The organism is Piscirickettsia salmonis LF-89 = ATCC VR-1361, assembly GCF_000297215.2.
Lineage (GTDB): Bacteria > Pseudomonadota > Gammaproteobacteria > Piscirickettsiales > Piscirickettsiaceae > Piscirickettsia > Piscirickettsia salmonis.
This window is the reverse complement of the sequence record NZ_AMFF02000117.1, coordinates 1-1,447: the sequence shown is the minus strand read 5'-3', so window position 1 is coordinate 1,447 and position 1,447 is coordinate 1. Positions and strand designations below refer to the sequence as shown.

The 1,447-nt window shown below is 39.4% G+C and carries 2 protein-coding genes; both read right to left on the bottom strand.

Annotated elements, in window-relative coordinates; all coding sequences use genetic code 11:
* Positions 1 to 160 precede the first annotated feature (160 nt).
* Positions 161 to 1,279 (bottom strand): hypothetical protein, encoded by a 1,119-nt coding sequence (locus C200_RS11295; protein ID WP_016212383.1) that lies wholly within the window; start codon positions 1,277 to 1,279, stop codon positions 161 to 163.
* Positions 1,276 to 1,447: transposase (locus C200_RS11290; RefSeq protein WP_033923692.1), on the bottom strand; the 172-nt coding region annotated here is incomplete at its 5' end. The genes C200_RS11290 and C200_RS11295, both read right to left, overlap by 4 nt.

The following is a 1,447-nucleotide window of genomic DNA, read 5'->3' as shown; positions in this document are numbered from 1 at the left end:
ATACGAACCGTAGAGTCATGTGAGAGCACAGTAGTGGAGTGTGCCGATTCAAGGCACGTAACGCTGTGTGACGCGGACAGCCGAGGGTTTATAGTCGTCGCGTTTTGCTCGGCGATTTTGCATCATTGGATGTGCAAAATACCTACCGAGGTAGCGACGCTTACGTTATCAATTTAATAAAAGTGGCAGGTAATGGTTGCTCGGGCTGTTCAATGAGTTGATTTAAACCTTGCTGTAGTGCCTCTAGAGTGCCTATTTCTGTTTTTTTTGCGGAGGGAGTGAACAGGTATAGGAGGACTTTTCTTCTTATCTGTTGAATAAATGGCTGTGTTAAGGGTTGCTTAGGATCTTCAATGAGCTCATCTAAGTGATGTTGTAGAGTGTTTAGCTCCGTTATTTTATTGTCTTTGGTCGAGAGTAAGGGCAGAGTAAATATGCTGGCACTGTGTTTTTTTAGTTGGGAAATGTTGGCGCTTAATGTTAATTTGATCACGTCAATGAGCTGTTGTTGATTTTTTGCATCTTTATATATATCTGGCCCTAAAATAGCATTTTCTTTCAGTTCATGGTTCTCATCAATGAGAATTACGCCATGATGATCAACAGTAACGTTTGGGCCATAAATCTCAGGGTTAGGCCAAAGGTCACGCGAGAGTATGGAAGAAAACTCACACTCGAGCATTGAGAACAAGTGTTTAGCTTCTGGAGTTTCAGTGAGCTTTTCTTTATTTTTTTTATAGTACTCATTGACTGTTGAATTTATTAGTTTAACAAATTCTTTGGTTAAAAGTCGTTTAGGTTCGTTAACTAATTGCTCTAAGTTTTCTTGAAGCTTTGCTAAATGTTCGCTATCCGCTGCGCCTTGTATTTGTTTATTAACTGCACTGATAAAGCCTTGACAGCTTGTCTCGGTAGGTAAGCGCAGCTCTTGCTTTATAATAAACCAGCTATCACTTAACTGAAACGCTGCCGTGCCTAAATCACCACCAGGACCATTTATGAGTAGAGACTTTGGAAAGTTAGGGTTAGCCGTGGCTCCCATTTTGATAAAGTCTTGGTTTAATTTTTCGAATACATCATTAAAGACTACTATTTTTCTTGGCTTGTTTATGCTTGTATAATAGTCCGTAGCGGCTAAGCACAAGTAATTTGTTTCTGTTTGTTGATAATATTGGTTGATTATTGATTGTGTAAACTCAACAAACTCTTTGCTTATTGGCTGTTTGGGATATTTGGCGAGCCTAGGTAAGAGGGCTTGCAGTTCTTTTATAGCACTCAACGAATAGTTTCTGACATTGACTTCATTACTTGACTAAGCGCTGTCTCTAAATTTATTTCATCTTGATCAAGCTTCATGCGAACCCTATTTTTAAGCGGTGACCATACATGCTCTATCGGGTTTAAATCAGGAGAATAAGGGGGTAAAAATAATAAGTGACAACCCGCA